This is a genomic window from Gilliamella sp. G0441, assembly GCF_050589305.1.
Classification (GTDB): Bacteria; Pseudomonadota; Gammaproteobacteria; order Enterobacterales; family Orbaceae; genus Gilliamella.
The window spans coordinates 16,309-37,461 of the sequence record NZ_JBNRJF010000005.1 but is presented as its reverse complement, the minus strand read 5'-3'; the positions used below and the strand labels follow the sequence as shown (position 1 = coordinate 37,461).

General features: G+C 34.6%; 17 protein-coding genes, 1 tRNA gene and 1 pseudogene. 5 read left to right on the top strand and 14 right to left on the bottom strand.

All coding sequences use genetic code 11. The annotated features are described in order from the left end of the window. Positions 1-31 precede the first annotated feature (31 nt). The 5 genes from rfaC to ACKJXD_RS05885 form a co-directional block, all read right to left on the bottom strand. A complete protein-coding gene (rfaC, locus tag ACKJXD_RS05905; RefSeq protein WP_430875811.1) occupies positions 32-994 on the bottom strand; it encodes a lipopolysaccharide heptosyltransferase RfaC in 963 nt (320 codons plus the stop codon). A gap of 2 nt (positions 995-996) precedes the next feature. Then, a complete protein-coding gene (rfaF, locus tag ACKJXD_RS05900) occupies positions 997-2,043 on the bottom strand; it encodes an ADP-heptose--LPS heptosyltransferase RfaF (protein WP_430875810.1) in 1,047 nt (348 codons plus the stop codon). Positions 2,044-2,054: 11 nt separating this feature from the next. Continuing rightward, entirely contained in the window at positions 2,055-2,981 is a 927-nt protein-coding gene (gene rfaD / locus ACKJXD_RS05895; RefSeq protein WP_220217026.1) for an ADP-glyceromanno-heptose 6-epimerase, read from the bottom strand. A gap of 111 nt (positions 2,982-3,092) precedes the next feature. Further along, positions 3,093-3,860: a methyltransferase domain-containing protein gene (locus ACKJXD_RS05890; protein ID WP_430875809.1), complete on the bottom strand. Its 768-nt coding sequence runs from the start codon at positions 3,858-3,860 to the stop codon at positions 3,093-3,095. Positions 3,861-3,863: 3 nt separating this feature from the next. Continuing rightward, positions 3,864-4,595: a 1-acylglycerol-3-phosphate O-acyltransferase gene (locus ACKJXD_RS05885; RefSeq protein ID WP_220217028.1), complete on the bottom strand. Its 732-nt coding sequence runs from the start codon at positions 4,593-4,595 to the stop codon at positions 3,864-3,866. 89 nt (positions 4,596-4,684) lie between these two features. Here ACKJXD_RS05885 and mnmD point away from each other — a divergent pair, with 89 nt between their 5' ends. Continuing rightward, a complete protein-coding gene (gene mnmD / locus ACKJXD_RS05880) occupies positions 4,685-5,413 on the top strand; it encodes a tRNA (5-methylaminomethyl-2-thiouridine)(34)-methyltransferase MnmD (RefSeq protein WP_430875808.1) in 729 nt (242 codons plus the stop codon). Positions 5,414-5,449: 36 nt separating this feature from the next. Here mnmD and tamB read toward each other — a convergent pair whose 3' ends face one another. The 6 genes from tamB to ACKJXD_RS05850 form a co-directional block, all read right to left on the bottom strand. Next, positions 5,450-9,250: an autotransporter assembly complex protein TamB gene (gene tamB / locus ACKJXD_RS05875; protein ID WP_430875807.1), complete on the bottom strand. Its 3,801-nt coding sequence runs from the start codon at positions 9,248-9,250 to the stop codon at positions 5,450-5,452. Position 9,251: 1 nt separating this feature from the next. Further along, positions 9,252-10,976 (bottom strand): autotransporter assembly complex protein TamA, encoded by a 1,725-nt coding sequence (gene tamA / locus ACKJXD_RS05870; protein WP_220217031.1) that lies wholly within the window; start codon positions 10,974-10,976, stop codon positions 9,252-9,254. A gap of 627 nt (positions 10,977-11,603) precedes the next feature. After that, positions 11,604-12,143 (bottom strand): hypoxanthine phosphoribosyltransferase, encoded by a 540-nt coding sequence (hpt, locus tag ACKJXD_RS05865; protein WP_220217032.1) that lies wholly within the window; start codon positions 12,141-12,143, stop codon positions 11,604-11,606. Positions 12,144-12,259: 116 nt separating this feature from the next. Further along, positions 12,260-12,766 (bottom strand): tRNA adenosine(34) deaminase TadA, encoded by a 507-nt coding sequence (tadA, locus tag ACKJXD_RS05860; protein ID WP_430875806.1) that lies wholly within the window; start codon positions 12,764-12,766, stop codon positions 12,260-12,262. A 9-nt stretch (positions 12,767-12,775) separates the two neighbouring features. Continuing rightward, positions 12,776-13,597, bottom strand: a complete 822-nt coding sequence (gene dapB / locus ACKJXD_RS05855) for a 4-hydroxy-tetrahydrodipicolinate reductase (protein ID WP_430875805.1) — start codon at positions 13,595-13,597, stop codon at positions 12,776-12,778. Positions 13,598-13,874: 277 nt separating this feature from the next. After that, positions 13,875-14,486, bottom strand: coding sequence for an FKBP-type peptidyl-prolyl cis-trans isomerase (locus tag ACKJXD_RS05850; RefSeq protein WP_220217035.1), 612 nt, complete (start codon positions 14,484-14,486; stop codon positions 13,875-13,877). Positions 14,487-14,698: 212 nt separating this feature from the next. On the opposite strand from ACKJXD_RS05850, the gene bamE reads away from it, so the two are divergent. From bamE to ACKJXD_RS05830, 4 genes are all read left to right on the top strand, one after another. Further along, positions 14,699-15,112 (top strand): outer membrane protein assembly factor BamE, encoded by a 414-nt coding sequence (bamE, locus tag ACKJXD_RS05845; RefSeq protein WP_220217036.1) that lies wholly within the window; start codon positions 14,699-14,701, stop codon positions 15,110-15,112. A 491-nt stretch (positions 15,113-15,603) separates the two neighbouring features. Beyond that, a complete protein-coding gene (dusA, locus tag ACKJXD_RS05840; RefSeq protein WP_430875804.1) occupies positions 15,604-16,566 on the top strand; it encodes a tRNA dihydrouridine(20/20a) synthase DusA in 963 nt (320 codons plus the stop codon). A 110-nt stretch (positions 16,567-16,676) separates the two neighbouring features. Then, entirely contained in the window at positions 16,677-18,692 is a 2,016-nt protein-coding gene (gene rep / locus ACKJXD_RS05835; protein WP_220217038.1) for a DNA helicase Rep, read from the top strand. Between the two features lie 301 nt (positions 18,693-18,993). After that, positions 18,994-19,070 (top strand) — tRNA-Arg (locus ACKJXD_RS05830). A gap of 23 nt (positions 19,071-19,093) precedes the next feature. On the opposite strand, the gene ACKJXD_RS05825 is transcribed toward ACKJXD_RS05830, so the two are convergent. The 3 genes and pseudogenes from ACKJXD_RS05825 to ACKJXD_RS05815 all read right to left on the bottom strand — a co-directional run bounded on the left by ACKJXD_RS05825 (position 19,094) and on the right by ACKJXD_RS05815 (position 21,087). Then, positions 19,094-20,137, bottom strand: a complete 1,044-nt coding sequence (locus ACKJXD_RS05825) for a tyrosine-type recombinase/integrase (protein ID WP_430875803.1) — start codon at positions 20,135-20,137, stop codon at positions 19,094-19,096. Further along, the gene (locus ACKJXD_RS05820; RefSeq protein WP_430875802.1) at positions 20,053-20,553 is read right to left on the bottom strand and encodes a hypothetical protein; all 501 of its coding nucleotides are present in this window, start codon (positions 20,551-20,553) and stop codon (positions 20,053-20,055) included. Before ACKJXD_RS05820 ends, ACKJXD_RS05825 begins: the two co-directional genes overlap by 85 nt. 93 nt (positions 20,554-20,646) lie before the next feature. After that, positions 20,647-21,087: pseudogene (locus ACKJXD_RS05815) on the bottom strand (SAM-dependent methyltransferase). Positions 21,088-21,153 lie beyond the last annotated feature (66 nt).

Below are 21,153 nucleotides of genomic sequence, written 5' to 3'. Positions count from 1 at the left end.
TCCTTTAAATAATCTATTGTTTAAATTAAAATTATATAAATTCAGCTAATTGTTGATAAACTTCTTTAGCTGAAATAGTTTCCATATTTTGTTCAGGCGAGATAATACTAAATTGATTTTTTCCATAACCCCCGATTAATTTTGGATCAGTTTCACCAAATAAAGTGATATTGGGGCGATCGAGTGCCGCGGTTAAGTGGCTTAAGCCCGTATCAACTGAAACCACTGCTTTTGCTCCAGCTAGTACTGAAGCAACTTGTGAAAGTGATAATTTGGGTAATACTTCGACATGTTCAAATCCTTCAGCTAAACGATTAGCTCGACTTTGTTCATGGGGCGCTCCCCAAGGTAATTTGATTTTTAATCCGGAAGGTTCAACTAATTCGATTAAATCCCGCCATGCATTTTCAGTCCAGTGTTTTTCAGGCCTGGTTGTCGCATGTAAAAAAACCAAATACTGTCCATGATCTAAGGGTAAGTCGGTTAAAAAATGGCGTGCTATAGCATAATCCCCGATTTTTTCGGGTAAGGTATAACCAAGACTTTTTGCAAAAAGTAATCTTACACGTTCAATGGCGTGCATGGATTTAGGAACATTATGTTTAACATCATAAAACCAACTAGCTATGGGTTCTTTAATGCTTTTTCGATCTAAGCCGTGTTTAGTTCCTAATGCTTTACGAGTAATTAAGAAAGCACTTTTTATTAGTCCTTGTGCATCGATAATACAGTCGTATTCACGTTCTCGAAGTAATTTTATGAATTGATGGCGCTCTTGACGGATAGATTTAGAAAACCAATTTTTGCGCCAACGTCGAATAGCGACTGGAATAACGTTATCTACTGCAAAATGCCAAGCAGGAATTTGCGCAAAATTTTCTTCAACAACCCAATCAAATGTAATATCAGGTAAGCAATTGAATGCATCAGTTAAAGCGGGGAGGGTATGAAGTACATCTCCCATAGATGACGTTTTGACAACAAGTACACGCATAATTAGTTACTCTTTTCACATCGAGCAATAAGTTTCATTAAGGTTTCAAAAACACTTTCAGGCTTGATATCGATTAAACTTTGGTGATAACCATGTTCAGCATCCCCTTTACGAACTCTATGATAACCCGTAATTAAACGTATTATTTCTGCTTTTTCGGTTAAAGGAGGCGTAAAATCCGGACTACTTGGACCATAAAGTGCAACAAGCGGTCGGTCTAAAGCTGCTGCGATATGCATAAGCCCCGAATCATTAGTCACGATTGCTTTACAAGCCGCAATTAAATTCACAGCTTGCTCTAGTGTGGTTTTACCTGCTAAATTGATGCACGCATCGCCATGAGCCATTTGTGCAATGATTCTTTCACCAACAAGACGATCATTGTCAGAGCCAAAAATGATAATTTTTGCATGTTGCTTAACTAGCATGTCACCTAGCGCAGCATAATGATAGTCTGGCCAACGTTTAGCTGGCCCAAATTCAGCACCTGGGCAAAATCCAATTAAAGGTACATCATTAAGGATATTGAAACTTGCTAACGTTTCCGTTATTTCATTATGTTCAACGTTTAGTTTCGGCCATAAGAGAGGCTTGGGTAATTGAACTGCGTTTTGAATTTGATCTTTAGGGTAAGCAAGTGCAATATAACGCTCAACCATCAGCGGATAAGCGAGTTTATCCAGCCTACGAAGATCATTTAATAAGCCATAACGCATTTCACCTTTCCAACCAGTGCGCTTAGGAATTTTCGCAAAAAAAGGAATTAATGCTGATTTAAAGGAGTTGGGTAAAACAATTGCCTGATCATAGTTATTTTTGCGTAATGATTTTCCTAATTGATAACGTTTAGATAAAGCAAATTCTCCATGACCTAATGGCATCTGAATGGTTTGACTCACTTCAGGCATTTTCTTTAATAATGCTTGACACCAAGCAGGAGCCATAACATCAATTTCAATATCGTTGTGAATCTGTTTTAAAGTACGATATAAACTTTGCGACATCATCATATCGCCAACCCATGATGGTCCAATAATCAGAGTTTTCATTAAACGCCCTTTTATTGTTCATTAAGCCATTTCATATATTCGCTTGTCCCTTCACTGACGGTTTTAAATTCAATAGGACACCCTGTTTGTCTAAATTTAGTTAAATCTGCTTGAGTAAAGGTTTGATAGTGACCTTGGAGATGAGCAGGGAAGGGAATATAATCAATTTCATTTGTTCGATGATAATTTAGCACGGCATTAGCAACGGATTGGAATGACTCTGCTCGACCAGTTCCACAATTGAAAATACCCGAAATTTTATTTTTCCAAAACCATAAATTTACATCTACAACATCATCAACATAGATAAAGTCTCGCTTGAAATTTTCACTGCCTTTAAACAGTTTTGGTTTTTCGCCATTTTTTATCTGGGTATTGAGATGAAAGGCAACGCTTGCCATATTACCTTTGTGGTTTTCATGAGGTCCATAAACATTAAAATAACGAAATCCACAAACTTGTGATTTAGCATGAGGTAATTTTTGTCTAACATATTGATCAAATAAGAATTTAGAGTAACCATATACATTTAGTGGTTTTTCATAGGCTCGCTCTTCGATAAAGTTATTTGTCCGACCACCATAAGTTGCCGCTGAAGAGGCATATAAAAAAGGAATACTTTGTTCTAAACAATAATCTAATAAAATTTTAGAGTAGTTGTAGTTATTTTCCATCATGAATTTGCCATTCCATTCAGTAGTGGAAGAGCAAGCCCCTTGATGAAATATGGCTTCTATCTCAAATGATTTACCAATCTTGTCAGATATGACAAACTCATCTTTATCTATATAATCGACAATATCTAAATCCACTAAGTTTGCAAACTTAGTCCCGTCAGTAAGATCATCAACAACAAGGATATCTTTAATGCCTTGTTTATTAAGTCCTCTGACAATATTGCTTCCAATAAATCCAGCGCCACCGGTTACCACGATCATAATGATTTTCCTTAACTCTTAAAATTAATTTTCATATCATACCGATTTATGTCTCATTTTTCGAGTGGAGTTTTTAAAAAAGCTTGTTTGGTACTGGTTTAATCCATTAATTTAGTTTTTTGCAGTAACTAAAATATATCTTGCTAAGTGTAAATAAGGTTCCGTTTTACAATATTGCTTTTCCAATTCAAGTAATTGTGAAAAATGCGTTTCAATCTTAGCTTTATTATTAAGATAATCATGAAAAATACGAATTCCCGTTTTTTCAATAATTTGAAAATTGAGGTCAGTTAACCAATTATAGACTTGTTCAGGTATTCTTGGATAATCGGGTGATAATGTCTTTTTTTTGCGTTTAGCCAGACCTGATTGTGTATAACCAAAATTGCCAAGCGTCACTGTTTTGAACAACAAAGCATGATAGTTATAAAACATAAGTGATAAATAACCATCAGAATTAAGATGTTTTTTTAATGACTGTAAAACATCAATTGGATCTGCCACCCATTCTAAAACGGCATGACAGATAACAATATCAAATTGACCTTCAATGACATTTTCAAGCTGCTGAATCGAACTGCAAATATAATTGATAGTTAAATTGTCTTCTTCAGCTTTTTTTCTAGCTAACTCAAGCATTTCTACTGAAATGTCACAAAGTGTAACCTGATGACCTAGTTTAGCCAATCGACAAGCTATTTGACCTTGTCCTCCTCCAGCATCAAGAATATTTAATGGTTTGTTTGCTGGAAAATGAGTTAAAATTTTTTCCAACTCATGCCAAACAATTGCTTCTCTAATTTTTCCTTTACTGGTGCCGTATATATTTTGGGCAAATTTAAGACTGATATCATCAAAATTGCGGTCTTGGTTATTCATAAATTATTGTTGATTGTTTAGTTGTTGTACTTCTTTGTTTATTTGAGAGAGTTTGTCAGCCATTTTTTGATAACATTCTTCCATTAATGCTCTTGCATCTTCTTTGCGTAAAGACGCCGTTTCAATAGGGTCGAGCATTTCAACAATCATATGACCATTGTTTAAACGATTTAACTCGATATTGTTGGTATCAGAAACACAAATTGGCACAATAGGCACGCCTGCTGCGATAGCCGCTTTGAAGGCACCCGTTTTAAATGGTAATAATCCACGTCCACGGCTTCGTGTTCCTTCCGGAAACATCCAGATTGAGATGCCACGGTTTTTGATTTCTTTCACTACTTGCCCAATGGTGTCGTGAGCTTTTGATTTATTATTGCGATCAATTAAGATATTGCCTGTTAGATAATAGAGTTGACCAAAAAAGGGGATCCATGCCAAGCTTTTTTTACCTACTGTGACCGTTTTAGGTTGAACAATATCAGCCGCAACAATCATATCAAAATTATTCTGATGGTTTGCTATATAAACACAACTTCCTAATTTATCTATTCCAGAATAAAGACGAGTATCAACTTTTACGCCCAAAATAGGTTTGAAGAAAAAACTGAATAAATGTGCAAATCTTGCTACATTTTTTGGATTTCGAGGGTTGAATAAACAAAAAATGACGCCCAGTACGCAAACAATAATACCGATGATTACTACAGTAATTAAGCGGAAAAGAAAAACCATAATTTACCTCATAAATTGATTTAGCGTATTATATACGTAAACTGTGTCAATATACAGTTTGATCGACTTCAACTGAATAAAGAGGCGTCATGGAAAAATCGACAATTATTTGGAACGAAAATAATATTCCAATTTCTACTTATTACGATGATGTTTATTTTAATACTGAAGGTGCAATTGCCGAAACTAAATATGTCTTTATTGAAGGAAATAGGTTATATGAACGTTTCATTGCGCATGAAAAAAATATTTTCATTGTTGGCGAAACAGGTTTTGGTTCTGGTTTGAATTTTTTGCTTTTATGGCAAACATTTTTGGAATTTAAACGACACTATCCTGACCATATTTTAGAGGGAATTAAATTTTTAAGCGTTGAAAAACATCCGCTATCACTTAATGAAATTAAAAAGATGCATGAAAAGGTAATCCCTAAAGAGAATGAACTTTATTCATTAGCTAAACAGTTACATGCTCAATTATATGAAAATAATAATGTGTTAAATAATATTGATCTAACCATACTGTATGATGATATTTGTTGTTTTCCCGATTTTTTAGCTCAACAAAATTTATTAGTTGATGCTTGGTTTTTTGATGGATTTTCGCCAGCTAAAAATCCAGATATGTGGTCTCAATCTTTATTTAAACCGTGTTATCAATTTACAGCATTAAAAGGGACTTTTGCTACATTTACCTCTGCTGGATTTGTTCGTCGAAATTTGCAAGCAGCAGGATTTAATGTTTATAAACGAAAAGGATTTGGAATAAAACGCGAAATGTTGACAGGTTGTAAAAATGAAATAACCTTACCAAACTAATTGGTAAGGTTATTTTAATTCAAAATAGGAAATAGATTAGAACTCAAATTGATAGATAAGATCTAAAGTTTGTGCCAATCCTGATGTCGCTTCCAGATAAAGACTTGGAATCAAGCGATAACGTAAAGTGAATGTGGCTAATGAGTCAAAAATACCCACGCCATATTTAAGTTGTAGATGTGGCAAAATATAGCCACTGACTACCACTTTAGAATTGTTACCCGCGCCTTGAGTATCCAAAGACAGATTTTTGATACCAAAAACATTTCCAATATCGCCAATATATTTGCCTGTTTTAGCCGTGCCAATACCGACTAATAATGCTGTCATCATATCGTTATCACTTTGGTCATTACTTTCAAGTCCTTGTCCTCGAATTAAATAGGATAACGCTTCTTGCTGTGACATGGCTGGATCTGAAAATATCTCAATTTTTGGTTCTTCTGATGATCCTGTAACTCGAATACCCGCTGTAATATTACTGTTTTCAATTGAGTCTGGATTGCGAATGGCTTCAATATCTAACAGTGCTTGGTCAGTGGGGCCTGAAAAGGTAATTATGCCTTTACGAATTACTAAATCTTGACCATAAGCATGAAATCTTCCTTTCGGAATTAACACTTCGCCGTGAAGATCTAACCCTTTGTTGGTTTGTGCCACCATCAAATTCCCTTTTAATGAAGCATTTAAACCAAACGCATCAACACTGACTTTATCACCGATAACAATTTCAAGATGGCTACTAATTTTAGTACCAAATTTTTGTGGTTCTATAACTTGGTAATTTTTATCCAGCATGACTTCGTCAGGTGATACATCAACACTGGACGGTGGCAATGATTCTACTGTTATTTTTCCTTTGGGAATATTTACTTTACCGAATAAAATCAGCTCGTCTTGTGAAGCATTAATTTTGATGTCTGGAACAACTGTCATTACAATCATAGGAGGGACAGTTACTTCCATTGCTGCACCATTAATGGTCAGTTGGGCTTGCCATTTTTCAATTGTATTCCAACTGGCATTACCATTGATATTTATATTGCCTGACTGAGTGGTTAATGTCCCTTTTAAAGTGGATGATTTACCATTGAAATCAATATTAAGTTTTGCTGATTTCAAATCGATAGGAAGTTGGCTAGATTTAATTTCGCTATGTTGTAAGTCAATACCACCAGTTAAATAGGGATCCATTAATGATCCAGAAAACTTCACTGAGCCATCGATGGCGCCTTTAGCATAATCATTTTTATCCAGTAATGGATTGATGATGGCTAAAGCGAGATGATCAATATTTAATTGCCCACTTAATTTTTTTTGTTCAATTGGATCGATAATTGTTAAATTACCACTGATTTTTCCCAATTGTTTTAAACTAAATAGCCAATCTAAATTGGCTTGTTGTTCATTAAATTCAGCATTGATATTAAATATATCAAAAGGGATAGGTAATGATTGTGATGTAATCATTTGCTGTACATATACCTTGTCGCCTTTAATATTTGCTTTGATAGTCGGTATTTTGTTATTACTTGTAAATTTAATATCTGCATGTCCATTGATGGTACCTGTAATTTTAGTTTCACCATCATTTGGAATTGGAAGCTTAGCAAGATCAATATCTTTTAAGGTTATACTTGTTTCGGTATTTGGTTTTAATGATAAGGCTTTATCTAAACAAATACTTGATTGATTATTATGCCAACAATGTGCATCAATGGTGGGAATCTGTGTGGTAATATCATAAGACAAAGGTAATGATTTAGTTAATTGCCAATGATTTTTCTCACCTAACGTTAAGAGTGCTTGTGAGACATTACCAACCCATTTAGTCCGATTATTATTAATTTCGCCAATGAGCTTGGTGGAAAATGAGGCAGGGGTACCAGCAAGATTGATATCCAATATATGATGATTTTCATTTCCAGAAAGGTCAATATTTGCTTTTTTTATGATCTGATTAGGCAGTGAAATGTTTTGACCAGTTATCTTTAATTGACCGCTAACTTGATGTTGATATTTAACTTTTCCGTTAATCATTGCCGATGCAATTGATATGTCTTGTAACATTAATTTATTAACAGTAAGATTGGTATTGATAATCGGATCATTAATATCACCATTGAATTTTATATTTCCAGCAATGGTACCTTGTAAATCATCTAAGAATAATGAAAGCGATGCTAGGTTAATTTTTGCTTCTAAATTTCCTTTATCAGAAGCTCCATCAATATTAATTCTATTTTTTCCCCATAAAATTTCGAAGTTTTTAGCATTGATAACATTTTGGGAATTGATTTGTACATTTCCGTTTGATGCAAAATTGGCTTGTTTGATATTTCCCTTTAACTGAAAAATAGGCAGATTTAATTGCCATTTATTGCCTTCAAACATACCGGTAGTTTTCAGTTTACCATTTAATCGAATTGGAAAATCGGGGAATTCTTTGGTGATATCAACATTGGACAACGTTATACTGCTGTCCCACTGAAGTGCTTTTTGCCAATCGATATTTCCAGAAATATCGATTTTGCCTTGTGGAAATTTTATCATGCCACGATCAAATGTTGCGGATTGATTTGTTCCATTTCCAGAAAAATCAAAGGATGTGTCAGGCAAATTTTGTCCTTTGATGTCACCATTAGCTACTAATTTATAACGTTGCACATTACCATCTATCGATAAATCAAAATTGTTCAATTGATAGACTGAATTACCTTCGATTGGCCATTGAATATGCTTGCCGTTAATTTTTACCATAACTGGCAGATAGTTTTCGATAAAATTGATATTTCCATTAAGACTAACGTTGTTAACACCTTTAATCGACAGGTTAGTTGCCAATACGCCAAATAGTTTGCCAGAGAACTTTCCATCAAGTTGATCGTTTGCCGTGTTAACTTTAACTAAAGCATCTAAAGGCCAATCATTTCCAAGTGTAATTTTTCCTGAAACAAAAGCATGTCCATTGACAAAAGGTGTTTTGGCATCAGTATCAACCTGTTGAACAATAATATGATTATCCTTGATTTCAGTTTGAATGGTGACTTGATTGAATCGATAATCTTGTCCTCCAATATGGAGTAGCCAATTATCGCCAGTCAGGCGATTTACATTGATATTCAGTGGAATACTAATTTCCGGAAGAGATTCAATTAATGGTTGATTAAATAATTGATTAATCTTTTGATTAAGAGGGATATTATCCTCAACGGAGTGAGTGACCAAGGTATCTTGAGTTTGATCAGCAAAAATAGCACTTAAATCTTTGGCTACCGTTGGAAATACATAGATTTTTTCATTTACCCAAGTTGCTTCACCAGTCAAATCGGTCAAGCTAAATTGCATATCGTTCACGTTAACTTTAATATTTGTTAAATGTGTTTTTTTTAATTCAATTGGAATTGGGGTTTTAATCAGTTCACTCTTTTGGTCAATTGGTTCGTCAGGCGTTTTACTCAATTTTTCAGTATTAATCGAGACAGTTACACCATCAGTTTCAAAATTGTTAATGCAAACTTTAGTTTTTATCAAACACAATCCAGATAATTTTAATGATGCATCATTAACTTTAATATCGATACCAGGTAGTTCTAAACTCATTCCGTTAATATGTAAATCACTTAACGTGCCTTCTACTTTCTCAATTTTTAGTTCAGGAAGGCTTTTTTCTAAAATGAAGGTCGTGATTTTTACACCCAAACTGGTGTAAAGCATCATAACAATAGATAGAATTAAAAATACAAAAATGGATAAAACCACAATACTTCGTTTTTTCCATTTACGTATACGTTTTATTTTTTTTATTTTTTTTTCTCTGATTGGATTTTTAGCCATATTATAATTCAGTTCCTAAACCAATATATAGGTGAACAGAACCAGTATCTTTTCGATTTAACGGCGTCGCTAAATCAAATTTTATTGGTCCAACCGGTGAAGCCCAACGCACCCCAATACCACTGCCTGTATAAAATTTAGTTTTATCAACTTTATCAATCGCCTCGCCAGTATCAACAAAAACTGCCCCCCACCAAGCACCGGTAATATTATATTGATATTCGAATGATCCAGTTATAAGTTTAGAGGCACCTTTTAATTTACCATTTTTATCTTCAGGGGAAATGGATTGATAGCTATAACCACGTATAGAACGATCCCCACCAGCAAAAAATCTGAAGGATGGTGGCACACGATCAAAATTACTCGCTTGTATGATGCCAAAGTTGCCACGTAGTATAAATCGGTGAGAATTATACAACGAACGAATCCAAGTTTGTTGAGCCTGAAAACGAATTAAATTGATGTCAGAACCTAATGCTTCACCAGCCGCTTCAACTGAATAACGTTGGGAGTCTCCCCACATTGCAAGGACGTTACCATCGCTTCGAATTCTGGAAAAACTAAGAGAAGGATAATATAAAAAAGTTTTAAAACTTGAATCTGCTTGAGTAAAATTATCTCGCAACATATTCAAACCTAGTGCGCTTTGCCATCCCTCAAAGTTATCCCAATTTCTGACAACACCAAATGTGTAAGATCGTGAATAGGTATCATTATTATCAATCTTTTTGTAACCACCTTGAATAGTATAATATTGTTCAAGAGGCGATTTTTTTAATGGTATTTTATAACTCATTGTAATGAGTTGTTCCGGCGATGAAAGTGATAGATTACTTTGAAAACTTTGTCCTCGGCTATTTATCCAAGGTTTATTCCAACCTATTTTGCCATGTACTCCGTTATCTGTTGAAAAACCAAGCCCTAAATCCATATTATTTTTTTTTCGAGGCGTGGTAATAACATCAATAGGAAGTGATTTATCACTTGTCACATGAGGAAAATCAGGAGAGACCACAATAGAATTAAACCAATTTGTTAAGGCTAATCGTTTATTGAATAGCGATAATTGCTCGGCAGTATATTCTTCACCTTCTTTAAAAGGGACGATGTTTTTCAAATAGTCATCTCTAATTTTTGTATTGTGAAAATCAATTTTGCCAAATTTATAGCGTTGACCTGTATCGAAATCAATATTCCAAAAAGCTTGGTGGTAGTCAGTCGATACGGCTAATTGATGCTTAGTCATATTTGCATCAAAATACCCTTTTTTTAGGGCTAAATTTTGAAGACTTTTTTTGAAAGACTCATAAGTTCCATGATTTAAGATATCGCCAGTCTTAGGCAGATTATTATCAAGCAATTTTTGATAATCTTCATCTTGTTTGCCTTCGCCATCAATACTGATATTTAATTGTTTAATTTTTACCGGTTCACCCGGTAAAATGGTCACAGTCAGTATTTTAGGATTTTTCGTATCATATTGAAATATAGGGTTATAATAACCTAAAGCTCGCAGTGCTTTTTGGGCTTCACTTTCAAAATAGCGTTTGAAATTTGGTGTGTCACTGACTTTATCGGGAGTGATTAACGAAATGCGAGCATCAACATTGTCAGCAAGTTCCCCTGATAACCCCTTAATAGATAACTTCATGTCAGCATAACTCGATGCTGAAACAAGTGTTACTGCTAAAAGTAAACAAAATGAACAGGAAAATCGTGACACAAAAACCTCGATATTTTAAAGTTTAATAATTATTATTTGAATGAGTATATAGGCTTGTTTAGATAACAAATTTACCATATTTAATGTTTGATCGTCTATGAAATGCTATGAAAATTAAGATTTATTGGATAAAAATTTCTCTAAAAAGTTTTATCTTAAATTTGTAAATCTAATTTTATAAAAGATTAAATAAAATTATTTTTACATAACTCAATATTTTTTCTTAATTTTAGAATTGTTAGCTGATGTTTTCAATCTAAAATTAAGCTTCAATCAGGCATTAAAAAATTTAACGCTTTGATTGATGCTTGAAAGCAGTGATAGTGAAAGACACGTTCTAATGAATAACAGATTTAAATAATTTTTATCTAAAAAGTTTAACTCATTTCGAAAACCTAATATTTAAGCCTCTTTGTATTAGCGAAAAGGCTATTTTTCGGAACAATAGACATATGTTCAAAAATTGCGATTAATAGGTTACATGACTTTTATTTCATGAAATGCAGAACGATTAGTAATTAATTTTTAATGATGAAGCTGTCGATTTTGGTTGATTAATGCATTAATGTGCATTAGTTTCAAAGAAATCTACTAAATTAAATTTAGTAGATTTTCATCAATTTTGATTTAATCTTCAAGCAATGTTACCTGACCAATATAAGGTAAATGGCGGTAATGTTGAGCGTAATCAATACCATAACCAACGACAAACTCATCAGGAATTGAAAAACCAATATATTTTACCGGTACAGCCACTTCACGACGGGAAGGCTTGTCTAAAAGCGTACAAATCTCAATACTACGAGGATGGCGTAATTTCAAAATAGCCATGACTTTACTTAACGTATTACCGGTATCAATAATATCTTCAACAATTAACACGTCTTTATCACGAATATCTTCATCCAAATCTTTCAATATTTTGACGTCTCGATTACTGACAACTGCATTACCATAACTTGATGCTGTCATAAAATCAACTTCATGACCGACAGTAATTGCACGGCTTAAATCTGCCATAAAAATAAACGAACCACGTAGCAGACCAACTAAAATAAGCTCATTTTGGCTATGTTTATAATCTTGGCTAATTTGTTGTCCTAGTTCTTTAATCCGTTTTTGAATATCATCCGTTGATATCATCATGTCTAAAGTGTGTTTCTTCATTACTAATACTCAAAAAATTTAAAAATTAAATTAGATTTTAACAATTTTCATTGATAAAAAGAATAACCAAGCTTCTTTTTATCTGCTAAGTTTAAGGTTTGATAACCGGATGCTAATTAAAGCATACTTTTATTGAGCAATTTATTAGCATCGATCTTGGCTGCTTTTTTTTCTAAGCGACGTTTTTTGAAAAATTGACTGAGTAGCAAGCTGCATTCATCAGCTAACACGCCCCCTTGCACTTGCGCAACGTGATTGATTCCTTGATAAGATAGAATATTAATAAACGAGCCAGCAGCCCCCGTTTTATAATCACTTGCTCCATATACCACTCGTTTAATTCGACTATGGATTATTGCACCAGCACACATAATACAGGGTTCTAGTGTGACAAAAAGCGTCGTATTGATTAAACGATAATTATTGATAAATTTACCTGCTTGCTCGATAGCAAGCATTTCCGCATGAGCAGTCGGATTATGGGTCAATATCGATTGGTTAAAACCTTCACCAATAACTTGATTATCTTGATCGACAATCACGGCACCAACCGGAATTTCCCCTAAGGATTCAGCTCGCTTGGCAAGTGTTAATGCATATTGCATCCAATCTTCATCTGACATAGCCATTATTTATAAATTGTTCAAATTTAATACGTCTCGCATGTCGTAGAGTCCAACAGGCTGTTTTGCAAGCCATAGTGCAGCACGGACAGCGCCGTTGGCAAATGTCATACGGCTAGATGCTTTATGACTAATCTCAACACGTTCGCCTATATCGGCAAAAATCGCCGTATGTTCACCAACAATGTCTCCCGCTCGAATGGTTGAGAAACCAATTGCCCCTTTTGGTCTTTCACCGGTATGACCTTCACGACAATAAATTGCACGATCTTTCAAATTACAATTTAAAGCTTGCGCTATCGATTCGCCCATTGCAAGAGCCGTACCCGATGGGGCATCGACTTTATAACGATGATGAGCTTCAATAATTTCGATATCGGTATAATCGCCCATGATTTTTGTGGCTTTTTCAAGTAATTTAAGGACTAAATTTACGCCTACACTAAAATTCGCAGCAAAAACTATGGCAATCTTTTTTGCAGCATCCGTAATAGCTTGCTTACCTGCATCATCAAAACCTGTAGTTCCGATGATCATCATTTTTTTATGTTCAACACAAAAATTTAAATGAGCAAGCGTACCTTCTGGTCGGGTAAAATCAATTAACAAATCAAATTGATCCTTGGCGAGTTCTAAATTATCCGTGATAGTGACTCCACAAATCCCTATTCCAGCAAGTTCACCAGCATCGCTTCCAATCAGTGAAGAACCTTGTCTTTCAAATGCAGCACCTAAAGTTAACCCTTCGATTTGTGCCACAGATTGAATTAATTGACGTCCCATTTTTCCACCTGCGCCAGCAATAGCGATACGGATGAGGTTTGTTGACATAAAATTTTCCTTATCTTTTTTTGATATAATTTAAATATTATATCGGAAAACATAATACTTATACACTGCACAACAATTAAAATGCCATAATTTAAATAACGTTTTGTAATAATTTAAATGAGCATTCTCATATATCGTTAATGATATTTGGGATGGAATATGATTGTCGCTGTTCTTAATTTCAGCTGTAGTTAACGTTAAAAGATTATTGCTATTGACGTGTATTTTTCTGCCAAAAATTGGATTAAAAAAGGACGCTTAAATGCGTCCAATCATTTTATAAAACTTTTAGTAATTCAACATCAAAAATCAAAGTACTGTAGGGTGGAATTGAGCCGCCCGCACCTTGCGCACCATAAGCAAGTTCTTGAGGAATATAAAGTCTCCATTTGGAACCTTCAGGCATCAGCTGTAATGCTTCAACCCACCCCTGGATAACGCCATTAACCGGAAACTCAGCTGGTTGTCCTCGTTGTACAGAGCTGTCAAAAACAGTTCCATCGATCAATTGTCCCGTATAATGAACTTGAACACGGTCTGTTGATTTAGGTAAAGCGCCAGTACCTTCGGTAATAATTTCATATTGTAGACCTGATTCAGTAGATTTAATGCCATCTTTTTTGATATTTTCTGCTAAAAAATCTTTACCCGCTTGTGCAATTTTTTCAGCTTGTTTTGCTTTTTCTTCTGTGGCTTTTTCATGCATATGACGTAATGCATCATGTAATTCATGTAATGGTAACGCTGGCTGATTATCGGCTAAAACGTCTTGCATTGCAGATTTTAATGCGTCAAGATCTAAATCATTTAAACCCGATTCCTTTAATTGTTGACCAATTTGTAATCCAATAGCATAACTTGCTTTTTGATTTATCGTTTCTAATTTCATTTTTTACCTTTTGAGTTGTAGTTTATAAATATATGTTAAAACTTTATTAAGTTTGTAGATACCAAGATAAATGTCAAGTAATAAATACCTTTATCTAATTAACATTACCTATTTATTACATAATTTATAAAGAATTTATTATTTTGGCTAGCGCTTAGTTAAAATATCAGCGATAATAGGTAACATTGTATTTTCAAAATGGATTAAGTTTAATGCAGTTACGTAAATTTACTTCGCTTGCAATTGTGACAAGTATTTTGTTAACCGGTTGTTCAACCATCGATCGTTTGGTTTATAGACCAGATATTAATCAAGGTAATTATGTGACACAAGATGCAGTTGATTTACTAAAAGTTGGACAAACGAAGGAACAGGTCGTATTTATAATGGGATCACCTATGTTAACGTCAGTTTTTGGTGATAATGTTTGGTACTATGTTTTCCGTCAACAACCACAGCATGGCAGTGTCAGCCAAATTACTTATTCTATTTATTTTAACGAAATGGGTACAGTTTCTGATATCAAAACTTCTTCATTAGAAGGTTCGAAGACTTTACAAGAAATGGATAAACAAGAATCGTCTGAACAAGTTGATTCGAATACAGATAGTGAAAACGTAGAATAAATTACTCAGTTATTATGTGAAATATAAAAACCTCGCCATTTGACGAGGTTTTTTGTTAAGTGAGTTATATTTCTTTAGGGGATATTTTTTCAACTATTATGCTAAAAATATAATAAAAAGTTACAGAACTGAAAGTATCTACGATAAAATTTCTAAAATGATTTTAAATTGATTGCATTAACTAAATTATTTTACCCTTTGAGATAAAATATTTACTCATAGGATAAAATAGGGGAGACTACATGCCAGATTTGTTAATCCTATGAAGAAATTATTTTCTATTTATCAACGTTTAATATTAGTGAAAAACTTCATCAGCAAAACGCTTTTTTATGATAAAATAACTCAAAAGTGATTAATCTAAAATTCAGTTATTCAATAAGTTAGGGATTCTTAAAAACAGAACTAACCTAAAGTAAATGAAAGAATAGGATGAAAAATCCTATATACTCTATTAAAAATTCAATTCCTCTATTAATACTGGTATATCAATGAATTCAACACTAAATAAATTTTCTGTAGCACCCATGTTAGATTGGACCGATAAACATTGTCGGTATTTTCATCGGATATTGACCAAACAAACTTTACTGTATACCGAAATGGTAACAACAGGAGCAATCTTATTTGGTAAAGGGAATTATCTTGATTTTAATGTCGATGAACATCCTATTGCTTTACAACTTGGCGGAAGTGATCCCAATGCATTAGCACAGTGCGCTAAATTAGCTCAAAATCATGGTTATGATGAAGTAAATCTTAATGTTGGCTGCCCTTCAGATCGCGTTCAAAATGGCATGTTTGGTGCGTGCTTAATGGGAAATGCGGATCTCGTGGCCAAATGTGTTGCGTCAATGCAAGAACAAATCGATATTCCTGTAACGGTTAAAACTCGAATTGGGATCGATGATTTTGATAGCTATGCTTTTTTATGCCAATTTATTGAAACAGTTCTACCTTATACTAACACGTTTATTGTACATGCACGTAAAGCATGGTTATCGGGACTTAGCCCTAAAGAAAACCGTGAAGTTCCGCCACTTGATTATGAACGAGTTTATCAACTCAAACGAGATTATCCTAACTTAACCATAGCCATCAATGGCGGTGTTAAAACGATCGACGAAATAAAACACCATTTAAATTATGTTGATGGCGTCATGGTGGGACGAGAAGCCTATCAGAATCCCATGTTATTAGCACACATTGATTCCCAAATCTTTGGTTTAGATACGCAACCCATAGATCCAATAAAGGCAATACGTTGCCTTTATCCCTATATTGAACAACAACTTTTACAAGGTGCTCAACTTAACCATATTATGCGCCATACATTGGGTATTTTTAATGGACAAAAAGGTGCAAAACAATGGCGACGCTATCTTAGCGAAAATGCACATAAAAAAGGGGCAGGGATTGAAGTTGTCGAACAAGCTTTGAACTTTATTCAGTAACATTGCCAGCGTCATTCTGTTGTTATGTTTGTTTAAAAATCAAGCATAATTGCAGGTGACGAGCAAATCGTTATATACTATTAAGCCATTTTCATAAAGGTTTAAATTCTGTGCGGTTAAATAAAAGTCAGCAACAAGCTGTTGAATATGTTTCTGGCCCGTGCCTGGTCTTAGCCGGTGCAGGCTCGGGGAAAACTCGGGTTATAATAAACAAAATTGCTTACTTAATTCGTGTTAAGGAATATTTGCCACGCCACATTGTTGCTGTAACCTTTACCAACAAAGCCGCGCGTGAAATGAAAGAGCGTATTGCTCAATCACTCAGCAAACAAGAGGCAAGAGGGCTTAAAATCTCGACTTTTCATACACTGGGTTTGGATATCGTTCGTCGAGAATATAAACATCTTGGCATTAAAGCTAACTTTTCTTTATTTGATGATCATGATCAAACGGCATTACTCAAAGAACTAACTCAACAATGGTTAGATGGCGATAAAGATCTCATTAACCAACTACGTTCAACTATTTCGAATTGGAAAAATGATATTGTCGACTCAACAATAGCCATGGCTAGGGCACAAACCAATAAAGAAAAATTATTTGCTCATTGTTATCAGCTTTATGAAAAACAATTAAAAGCTTGCAGTATATTGGATTTTGATGATCTTATCTTATTGCCTACCTTATTATTAAAAAATAATGAAGAAGTTCGAGAAAAATGGCAAAATCGAGTTCGTTATCTACTCATTGATGAATATCAAGATACTAATACCAGTCAATATGAATTTATTAAATTATTAGTCGGTAATCGAGCCAAATTTACTGTTGTAGGCGATGATGATCAATCGATCTACTCATGGCGAGGAGCCCGCCCTAAAAATTTAGTTTTACTCCAACAAGATTTTCCTAATCTAGAAGTTATAAAACTCGAACAAAATTATCGATCTTCCGGGCGAATTTTAAAAGTTGCCAATATTTTAATTGAAAATAATCCCCATATATTTGAAAAAAAACTATTTTCAGAACTGGGTTATGGTGAAGAGCTTAAAGTTATCTCTGCCGATAGCGAAGAGTCCGAAGCGGAAAAGGTGATCAATGATTTAATTGGTCATCGATTTGCGAATAACAGTCAATATGGTCAATATGCAATTTTATATCGTGGAAATCATCAAGCCAGATTGATTGAAAAAATGTTAATGCAATACCGGATTCCTTATCGAATTTCGGGGGGGACTTCCTTTTTTGCTCGAACTGAAATTAAAGATCTCATGGCCTACTTGCGATTATTGACAAATCCCGATGATGATAATGCGTTCATACGCATTATCAACACGCCAAAACGTGAAATAGGGCCAGTAACGATCCAAAAACTAGGGGAATGGGCAAATCATCGAGCTGTCAGTTTATATCAAGCAAGTCATGATATGGGACTTACGGAAGTATTATCTGGCAAACGAATGGAAACGCTACAACTCTTTATTCAATGGTTTGATTCACTAATTCAAAAATCCCATAATGAACCCATGGAAGCTATTCACGAGTTACTGCATGGAATCCATTATGAAAGTTGGATTTATGAAACATCACCTTCACCAACCGCAGGACAAATGCGAATGCGCAATGTAGAGCAATTAATCAGTTGGTTAAATGATATGTTACAGGGTGATGACATTGACGAAGGTATGACACTTGAACAAGCCGTAGCAAGATTTACCTTACGGGATATGCTAGAACGTAACGAATCTGAAGAAGAACTCGATCAAGTTCAGCTTATGACACTTCATGCATCTAAAGGATTAGAATTCCCTTATGTCTATTTGGTCGGCATGTCTGAAGGCGTTTTACCGCATCAAAACAGTATTGATGAGGACAATATAGAAGAGGAGCGTCGTCTTGCTTATGTTGGCATTACCCGTGCACAACAAGAACTCACTTTTTCCTTTAGTCGTCAGCGCAAACAATTTGGCGAAACAGTTTACGTAGAGCCAAGCCGTTTTTTGCTGGAACTCCCTCAAGATGATCTCAATTGGACGGATGAACGAACAAAATTATCCCCTGAGAAGAATATGCAACAAGGACAAAGCAGGCTTGCTATGTTAAAAGCGCAGATAGCCAATGCTAAATAAATATCAATCACAATTAAACTTAATTCGAAAAAATTTAAAAACAGGCGGAAAGAATAAGCAGATAGAAATTTAGAATTAAAATTTCCAAATGGAAAATGTTTAAGTGATCGATAGAAGTTAAATAAAACCGATAAACAGATAACCTAAAAATACCGTTATAACGATTAGCAAATATAGACAAATAAAACGATAAATTGATGATATTTTGATAATCTAAGCAGACAAACGACTAAAAATCATTGACGGATCGAAATAGCTTTATATAATACACAGCGTTAAATCAACAAATCAATGATAACATGTCTCCTTAGCTCAGCTGGATAGAGCAACGGCCTTCTAAGCCGTAGGTCACAGGTTCGAATCCTGTAGGGGACGCCATTAAACATAAGATAATCAACGAGTTACACCGCCAAGTTTAAGTCTTGATTATTTTTATTAATGTTTTGTGACCAAATTGTGACTGCATTTGAAAATTGGCTTAAATGATCAGTATTCAAATGTGCATACTTTTTCACCATTTTCAGTGTTTCCCAGCCTCCCAACTCTTTTAGAGTAAATAGAGGAGTTCCGCTTTGAACATGCCAGCTCGCCCATGTGTGACGTAAATCATGAAAATGAAAATCATCGATATTACATTTTTCAGTAGCACGATTAAACGCACGACGATCAATATCATTGATATGATTGTTTTTCGAATTTACAAACACATAGTTTTTATCGATCAACCGTCGGCTTTTTAATAACGCTATTGCCTCGTCATTTAACAGTAAAGACCTGGCTTTTTCGTTTTTTGCAATGACATTACTGACTATTGCTATTTTATTGTTAGAATCTATTTTATCCCACGTCATGGTTAAAATTTCGGTGCGTCTTGCGCCCGTTAATAGGGCAAATAGGCAAACGTCCTTTAACCATTTTAGGGAAATGGCTTTTAACAACTCTTGAGCCTGCGGCTTCTTTACCCATCTAACCCTAACCTTAGGCTCTTTCTGTTTCCCGACATACGGAACGGATGCGATCCAATTGTTTTTCTGGGCTGAACTTAACGCTCTGAGTATGGTTTTGCGATATTTATTTATCGTAGCCGGAGCCAGTGGTGCCTTATTTTTGGCATTATGTGTCGGTAAATTATTACATATCATTTCACCAGTAATGGATGATAACGGTTTACCGCCAAAAATAGGTCGCCAATATTTGGCATGTCGGACTTTCGTTGCGTAATCTTTTTGATCTTTTCCATCATTCAATAATAATAGGAGAGCCTCATCGAATGTACGCTCCAAACGTTTGTCCAGTCTGCTAATAGACCATAGCTCGTGTTTTACTTTGTCGTGGTACTCCTGAGCAAGTTTTTTATCGCTTACCCCAGTAGATCGTCTAATTCTTTCACCGCTTGGACTGCGGATGTCGAGATAATAGACGCCACCTCTCTTTGATAATGACATTTCTTTAACTCCTTTTTGTCATTAACAAGAGCCAGCCGAATAACATTATTATTATTTTTCTTGCTCTCGTCTATAACTCCATTTTTTATTACCGCACGCATATCAATGCATTTAACTAGTATAATCCCGTCCCCCAATTTTGTATAAATTGGCAGAACGTCATCAATTATTTGTTGATTAATTTCATCTAAATTTACTTCAAAAACACGCTCCAGCACTCTAATAGTTGCATGTTCACTAACTATTAATTGATTGTTGCGTGATAGCTCGTTGATTTTCGTTTGAGTTTCTAAAATTTCGGCTTTAATCTGGTTGTAACGTTGTTGACAGTCCTCCAATTCTGCCCCTACAACGTCCTGTTTAGATTTTAATTTTTTTAGCTGAGTTTGATATTTTTTTAATGTATTACTGTTCACTTCCGTTGCCTATACCGCCTTCAATAAAGAAATTTGTACTAGCACAAAACGGGCAGGGTTTTAATTGTTTGGTCATTATCATTTCCTAAATTTTTATTTAATAAACGATATCCAGTGTGTATTGGAGCGTTTACCGCTAATGTGGCCAAACAGGGCTTGTATTCAGTTAGTAATAAAATATCTTTAACTGGTATATCTGTTTCATTCCATTTAAAAATCAATGTGCCATTTGTTTTGAGTATGCGGAAACATTCACTAAATCCGGCTTTTAAATCTTCTCGCCACGTTAATTTATCGAGCTGGCCATATTTTTTTGCAAGCCAACTTTCTTGGCCAACTTTAATTAAGTGAGGGGGGCGAAACAAACTAAATAAAATAAAACATTTCATCTCGAAAAGGCAGGTTTGTAAAATCTAGCTGAGCATCCGGTTTGATTTCTAATGTTCGTCCGTCACACAAAATGTGACTCTCGTTTCGTTTATCAAAATAGAACATACGAGAGCCACGGCAAACGTCAATGACGGGGTTATTTATGTTCATAAATACAGCACTCCTTTAATTAGAATTAGAACGGTATATTGTCATCAAATTCCATTGCAG

Excerpts from the sequence above, each read along its gene's own strand:
- rfaC (WP_430875811.1), bottom strand. The coding sequence starts at position 994 with ATGCGTGTACTTGTTGTCAAAACGTCATCTATGGGAGATGTACTTCAT.
- rfaF (WP_430875810.1), bottom strand. The coding sequence starts at position 2,043 with ATGAAAACTCTGATTATTGGACCATCATGGGTTGGCGATATGATGATG.
- rfaD (WP_220217026.1), bottom strand. The coding sequence starts at position 2,981 with ATGATCGTGGTAACCGGTGGCGCTGGATTTATTGGAAGCAATATTGTC.
- ACKJXD_RS05890 (WP_430875809.1), bottom strand. The coding sequence starts at position 3,860 with ATGAATAACCAAGACCGCAATTTTGATGATATCAGTCTTAAATTTGCC.
- ACKJXD_RS05885 (WP_220217028.1), bottom strand. The coding sequence starts at position 4,595 with ATGGTTTTTCTTTTCCGCTTAATTACTGTAGTAATCATCGGTATTATT.
- mnmD (WP_430875808.1), top strand. The coding sequence starts at position 4,685 with ATGGAAAAATCGACAATTATTTGGAACGAAAATAATATTCCAATTTCT.
- tamB (WP_430875807.1), bottom strand. The coding sequence starts at position 9,250 with ATGGCTAAAAATCCAATCAGAGAAAAAAAAATAAAAAAAATAAAACGT.
- hpt (WP_220217032.1), bottom strand. The coding sequence starts at position 12,143 with ATGAAGAAACACACTTTAGACATGATGATATCAACGGATGATATTCAA.
- tadA (WP_430875806.1), bottom strand. The coding sequence starts at position 12,766 with ATGTCAGATGAAGATTGGATGCAATATGCATTAACACTTGCCAAGCGA.
- dapB (WP_430875805.1), bottom strand. The coding sequence starts at position 13,597 with ATGTCAACAAACCTCATCCGTATCGCTATTGCTGGCGCAGGTGGAAAA.
- ACKJXD_RS05850 (WP_220217035.1), bottom strand. The coding sequence starts at position 14,486 with ATGAAATTAGAAACGATAAATCAAAAAGCAAGTTATGCTATTGGATTA.
- bamE (WP_220217036.1), top strand. The coding sequence starts at position 14,699 with ATGCAGTTACGTAAATTTACTTCGCTTGCAATTGTGACAAGTATTTTG.
- dusA (WP_430875804.1), top strand. The coding sequence starts at position 15,604 with ATGAATTCAACACTAAATAAATTTTCTGTAGCACCCATGTTAGATTGG.
- ACKJXD_RS05825 (WP_430875803.1), bottom strand. The coding sequence starts at position 20,137 with ATGTCATTATCAAAGAGAGGTGGCGTCTATTATCTCGACATCCGCAGT.